The 6000-nt window shown below is 42.9% G+C and carries 6 protein-coding genes and 1 pseudogene; 4 read left to right on the forward strand and 3 right to left on the reverse strand.

Annotated features, from left to right (window positions below):
* Positions 1-145 precede the first annotated feature (145 nt).
* The 3 genes and pseudogenes from ABJL82_RS15170 to ABJL82_RS15180 all read right to left on the reverse strand — a co-directional run bounded on the left by ABJL82_RS15170 (position 146) and on the right by ABJL82_RS15180 (position 2683).
* Entirely contained in the window at positions 146-793 is a 648-nt protein-coding gene (locus ABJL82_RS15170) for an EamA family transporter (RefSeq protein WP_347275555.1), read from the reverse strand.
* Positions 782-988: pseudogene (locus ABJL82_RS15175) on the reverse strand (EamA family transporter); the annotation flags it as partial. The pseudogene ABJL82_RS15175 and the gene ABJL82_RS15170, both read right to left, overlap by 12 nt.
* 357 nt (positions 989-1345) lie before the next feature.
* Positions 1346-2683, reverse strand: a complete 1338-nt coding sequence (locus ABJL82_RS15180) for a hemolysin family protein (protein ID WP_347275550.1) — start codon at positions 2681-2683, stop codon at positions 1346-1348.
* Positions 2684-2942: 259 nt separating this feature from the next.
* Here ABJL82_RS15180 and ABJL82_RS15185 point away from each other — a divergent pair, with 259 nt between their 5' ends.
* From ABJL82_RS15185 to ABJL82_RS15200, 4 genes are all read left to right on the forward strand, one after another.
* Positions 2943-3200 carry a hypothetical protein gene (locus tag ABJL82_RS15185; protein ID WP_347275551.1) on the forward strand — a complete coding sequence of 86 codons (258 nt, stop codon included), beginning with the start codon at positions 2943-2945 and terminating at the stop codon, positions 3198-3200.
* Between the two features lie 319 nt (positions 3201-3519).
* Complete coding sequence (locus ABJL82_RS15190; protein ID WP_347275552.1) at positions 3520-4569, forward strand: AI-2E family transporter; 1050 nt, start codon at positions 3520-3522, stop codon at positions 4567-4569.
* 267 nt (positions 4570-4836) lie between these two features.
* On the forward strand, positions 4837-5184 hold the full coding sequence (locus ABJL82_RS15195) for a hypothetical protein (RefSeq protein WP_347275553.1): 348 nt from the start codon (positions 4837-4839) through the stop codon (positions 5182-5184).
* Between the two features lie 224 nt (positions 5185-5408).
* Positions 5409-6000 (forward strand): hypothetical protein (locus ABJL82_RS15200; RefSeq protein ID WP_347275554.1); only part of this gene is annotated, 592 nt, incomplete at its 3' end.

A 6000-nucleotide genomic window follows, 5' to 3' on the forward strand; every position in this document is an offset into this window, starting at 1 on the left:
CATGCCACCCCTACGGGGGTTAACAATAATTGCATGACGATATGCTATAATCATGACATCCCTTCGGGATTCCATAATCAATATTTTGTTCACTCGTAGTGATTGTGGGCGAAAGTACGCTGAATAGTTACGTCCCGGTAGGCATTTATTTATTATGTTTATGTCTGTGGTCCAAGTCAGGCAAATGTTTATGTGTGTGTGATATTTCTTCATGTTCATGCGAATGAGAGTGCCATAAACCATGTGGTACATCAGGCAGAATATGGGCACGATGCTCATCATCATGTTTGTGCCAGTGATCATGGGTAATGGCATAATGGAGGTGTTCGTGCTTATGTTTTTCAAGAAACAAAAAAATTAAAGAACCCATAATGATTAACCCTGCCCATATTTGGGTATTAACCATAGACTCACCCAATAACGTTATTGAAAGAAGTACACCAAAAAAAGGTGCTGTTGAAAAAATAATCTGACCTCTTGTTGTGCCAAGTTTCTGTGCAAATATAATATAAAGGACAACACTTATTCCGTAAGAAAAAACTCCGACAATTATGGCAATGCCAAATAGCCTAAATGATATTTCCGTTGAAGATATAAATATGCCGATGGAGAAATTGACAATGCCAGCAACAATACCTTTCCAAAATGTTGTTTGCGATGGGGGAATTCCTTTAATGAGAACGGTTAAATGGTTATCTGCCCCCCAACATAAACATGCAATTGCAACAAAAATACCTGCTGTGATACCAGAAAAACCTTCTACTTTGGTTAATAGAGCAGCCGCAATTAACATGCCCGCAGTTGAGAGCCAACCGTAAGGAGTAAGGTGATCTCTGAAAATAAAATATCCAAGTAGTGCAGTGGCGACAAGTTCTAGATTAAGCCACAGAGACACTGATACAGACGATGCAAACTGAAGTCCGAAAAGTAAAAAAACTGGTCCTAAAATGCCACCGAATACAATAGAGCCAATGAGTCTGAATAAGTTTTTCTTATCAAGGCACCAAGGCTTTAAAAATAATTATTTTTTGAAAATGAGAGGAATAACTCCAAGAGCCCCACCTATGTATAATAAACCAGCAAGCTGAAATGGTGGTATATCAACCAATAGAGCTTTGCTTGCCGGTGTTGCGGCTCCGAATAGAAAAGCGGCAAATAGTGCTATAATTACTGGAGTTTTTGGCATATGTGTTTTTTACGTCAAGGAATTGATAGACCACGGTGATTGTACTATCATTGAGCATTGCAGTGGACGAGTTACTATGATTGATATAAATAACTCTCAAACATTATGCTTGGCTCAACAGCCGGCGGGGCTGGAGAACTGTAGCGACCCCGATAGCCATCATACCCCACCGGTCTGATGCCTCGCCTTGTTAGGCGGCCGCCCTTGCTCAAACCGGCTCACCTGAGCTTCCTGGACTTTCTTCCGGCGGACCTTGCGAACCACGACTCGCACAGTGCCCCTTTCGACAACATCGCCCCCGCGAACTTCCCTGCCAAGATGACCGCTGACCCAATCGCTGAGCGTGTGAGCACCGGCCACTGGGGGATCGACACTTATGTCGATGCCGGTTGTGGCCTTCAATCGGTCAACGGAAACCCCGCCACCTGCAACCCAGGAAGAACCAGATTCGACAATGTGAGCAGGAAGGCGGTCGTACTCGTCCTCGATCTCGCCCACCAATTCATCCAGGATGTCTTCGAGCGTGACCAGCCCCACCACCATGCCGTTGGCGTCACGCACCAAGGCAATGTGTGTGTGCTCACGCATCATTCGCTCAAGACATACGGCAATCCGTTCGTCGTCCTTGAAAGACAGGATCGGGCGGATGATGGTACGGAACGTGGGTTCCTGTGGGGCCAGGCGCATTGTGGCAATGATGTCCTTGAAGTTCGCGTAACCGATGATAGTCTGCGGGTCTCCCTTTTGTGCAACGACGGGAAAGCGTGTATGCATGTCGAGGTGGGCCGTGATCAGGTTGTCCGCCAGTGAGACATTCGCATCGAGTGTGGTTACATGTTCGGCCGGGAGCATGATAGTGCGGATTGAGCGTGACTGCAACTCCATCGCTCCCAGAATGATGCGTTCCTCCCGGTGCCCAATAAGCAGCGAGGCGCGGGCCATGGCGGTTGTTGCGCGGAGTTCTTGAAGCTCCACCGTCTCAGGCTTGCCCGCATCACCCGATCCAAGGCAGCGCTCACCCCACGACATGACACCCATGACAACCGTTTCAAACAGCCACACGGCAGGCCAGACGCTGAATGAGAACCAACGCATGAAAGGCGAAAGAGCGAGGCACACCCTTTCCGCATTGCGCAGCGCGAACACCTTTGGTATCAACTCTCCGACGACGATTGTCACGACGGTAAGAGGGACAACCACGAGCGCAATGGCCAGAACCTCAGCCATACCCTCTGAAACACCCAGGTGACTAATAAGGGCCGGGGCTACATCCTCCGCAGCGCCGGTCCCACCGACAGCCGCTGCAATGGCGCCAACCAGTGTAATCCCCAGTTGGACGACGGCCAGGCTCGCCTCCATGTTCTGCTTCATGTACAGGGCGACTTTCGCCCCGCTCCGGTGATCATCCGCGAGCCTCCGTAGTTGGGCGAGGCTCACGGACGCCAAGGCAATTTCGTATGCTGCAAAAACGCTGTTAATGCCGATCATGGCGATCATGATGGCGAGCTACTACAAACAGACCACCCCTAACGGGGTTAAATTGTTTTTATAATCGATTTGATTTTCAAAAAACTAAAATGTTATTAGGAAACTATTTTTTAAGAAAAAAGAATATAATAGTAAAGAAACATGCACACTTTTTCGATGCATCAAGGGGGTCATGCGGGTCAAATCTTTATCACTGACAAATCTGTTTCGACTCTTTTGATAATCAGGGGTCAGGAGTGGGGTCATACCTTGATTAGTGGTTATATTGTTGGCAAAAGAAGCTACTTTTGCTATCTTGCCTGTCATGGCACGACAATGGCGCATAGAATTTGAAGTGGCTTGCTATCATATCTTATCTCGGGGAAATGAGCGAGGAAATATTTTTAATAATCAGGAAATCGGTAATTTGTTTGGACTTAGTTATTCTTCAATAAGTAGGCGAGTATCTATTATGCAATCAATGATATCGAAAGATAATGAAATTCATAGACGATTAGAAGAAATTAAATCACTAATCATGGTTTGACCCCATTTTTTTTCTTCGACAGGTTCGATTTTGAAAGTTGTGCACCGACCTCAAACAATCAAACATCAATACGACGAACCCATTCTCTTATTGTGAATTTTTAAAGCAGGCATTCACCGAAGGGGAAATGTGGTATGTGGACAAAGAACGGCTGGACAGGCTTTTGAAAAAAAGATACATAAACAAGACACAGTATAAAATATGGATTTGTGAGCTTATTGAAGATTTAATTTGGACAAGAGTGATTAAAATATAGCTTTTTTGGAAAATGAATGTAGAATTTGTTTTGTATTAATTCTCCCCTTTTTTAAGGATACAAATGACTCACGATAAATTTATCTCTTATTTCTTTATAGCCCTGTTGGTTTTTGTAGTCAGCATGGTGATTTATATTTTCTCGCCCTTTTTCAAGGCTATTTTCTGGTCTGCCATTCTGGCTTTTACTTTTTATCCCGTCTACGCGCAGTTGAACAGGCTTTTGAAAAACGAGACTGTGTCCTCGCTTTTGATGACTGTCTTGATTTTCCTTCTCGTGATTCCCCCGGTTATTTATTTAATTGTCAATCTGTCCGCTCAAGCCATTGACCTTTATCCGCTCGCGGCAGATTATGTCCGCGAAGGACGTTTGGAAGCCCTCATTGATCACGTACGTTCCTTTCATGTGGTGCAAAATATTGAAGATCGCCTGGTTCAATGGGAACCGCTCAAGCAAAATTTGAATGAGTGGATGCTTTCTTCAGCGCGGGCCGTCGGCAACTACACCGCCGCGCAGGCAGGAACGATTACAAAGAATGTGTTTTTTGTGATTTTGAATATCCTGATGATGTTCTTTCTGGTTTTTGTTTTTCTAAAGGATGGCAATGCTATTTACAGTTTCATTTATGAAATTGTGCCTCTGGAAGAAAAACACAAATATCTCGTTTTTCAAAGAATCAGCGAGACCTTCTCGGCGGTCATCCGCGGCCAGCTCTTGACCAGCCTCGCGCAAGCCACGGTGGCAGGCATTATTTACTGGGCGATCGGCCTGCCGCTCTCGTTATTTTTTGCGATGCTCACCTTTATTACCTCGATGATTCCCATGGTCGGCACCACCGCCGTTTGGCTGCCGCTAGTGATTTATCTGGCTGTCACGCATCAATATATGAGAGCAGGTCTTCTAGCCGTCCTAGGATTTTTCGTCATCGGCCTGATTGATAACTTCATCAAACCGGCACTGATCGGAAAAAAGACACACCTTCCCTACTTCCTGCTCTTTTTTGGAATTTTAGGAGGGATCAAATTCTTCGGGCTGATGGGAATTTTCTTAGCGCCGGTCTTGCTCTCACTTTTCTTCGCGCTGATTGCGATCTACCGTGAAAAGAGCTGGTAGTTTTAATTTAAAATGCAAAAATCTAAATTTAATGGGAGTGGGGTCACACCTTGATTAGTTATTTAATTTCTTCTAATTGTTTATTAATTTCATTTTCTTCAGATATCTTTGATTAGGTAATTCGGGGGACACCTTACTTAATTATTCATTGCTATTGTACAAAATGAAGATCTTGGCATAACCAATCACTGAAGCCTACCGAAAAAGCGCAGCGGCTGATTTTTGGCGTTAGGCAAGTAGGATGAGTTAAGCAGAGCGAAACCATCAATGCCTTTTTTTGCTGGGTGTGCTTCGCCCTTCGATAACCTCAGTGCAGGCTTCACTCAAACTACTTTTAATCAACTCCTCAAAATCCTCAAGAAGAATAAAAACAAACTATCCATATACCCTTCAGATCGAAAGACTCAGGAATTGTTTGAAAATCAATTTGCAAAAAGCAAGTCAATCCTCGAACCACTAAAAGCCAGAATTAAGGTGACGGATGAGCTGATAGACGAAATAGTTTATAAGCTGTATGGATTAACAGAAGAGGAAATAAAAATTGTTGAGGGGAAACATGACGCTAAGATAGGAATGGTAAGCATAATCATTATTCAATGTAAAATACCTCTTTAACCATGTATCTTTGCCTGGTATTCTTTAATTCCTGCAATAAGGCTTTTATGATCAATTTTACTAAACTTATGAATATTCAATAGATGATGAAGGAAGAAAACCGGGAGAAGATAAATTGGATGAAATTTGGAAAAAATGCAGACAAAAATGGATTGAAGTGATTACGAGGCAAATTATGGAACAGATTGAAAAATTATCGTGTTGTTTTTAGTGCATAAAATAGTATGAGAATTAAAATAAAAATCCTTTTTATCATTATCGGGAGCCTTCTCCTGTCCCTTTCTGCTTCTACGTATTACTCCCAGAAAATCATTGAAAAAAAAGCAGAGGCCGATCTTAGCGATGAAGTCGATAAGATCGTGAGACAATTGGACTTAAGTATAGTAACGACCAAAAGAATTTCAAATGTGAATATCATAGATGAGAATTTAGAGGAGTTGATGTCTGTTCGGCCAAGTATTGTTCGCATTGATCTCTTTTCTTTCCAGGACGATGGTACATTAAGGTACCTAATTTCTAAAAAGACACTTTCCATTGATCAGATCAAGTTAACCCAAAAAGACATCGATCAAATAAAAAAAGATCAAATTTTATTGAGTCTGGAAAAGATAGATAATGTGAATTATATAAATGTCATTGCCCCCGTTCATTTTAACGACACTATTTTTGGCTTAATTAAATTAAAAAAATCCCGTAAAGAATTTGACAGGCTCCTTGCCAAGCAGCGGCAACATGCGTTTATCACGGCGATTATTTCTATTTCTTTTATTACAGGTGTCCTGGCTATTTCAATGAATCAAATAGTACTTCGCCCTA

It is taken from the genome of Candidatus Kuenenia sp., from assembly GCF_039794105.1.
Taxonomy (GTDB): domain Bacteria; phylum Planctomycetota; class Brocadiia; order Brocadiales; family Brocadiaceae; genus Kuenenia.

Coding starts and splice junctions, on each gene's coding strand:
- ABJL82_RS15190 (WP_347275552.1), top strand. CDS start 3,520: ATGACTCACGATAAATTTATCTCTTATTTCTTTATAGCCCTGTTGGTT.
- ABJL82_RS15195 (WP_347275553.1), top strand. CDS start 4,837: ATGCCTTTTTTTGCTGGGTGTGCTTCGCCCTTCGATAACCTCAGTGCA.
- ABJL82_RS15180 (WP_347275550.1), bottom strand. CDS start 2,683: ATGATCGCCATGATCGGCATTAACAGCGTTTTTGCAGCATACGAAATT.
- ABJL82_RS15170 (WP_347275555.1), bottom strand. CDS start 793: ATGTTAATTGCGGCTGCTCTATTAACCAAAGTAGAAGGTTTTTCTGGT.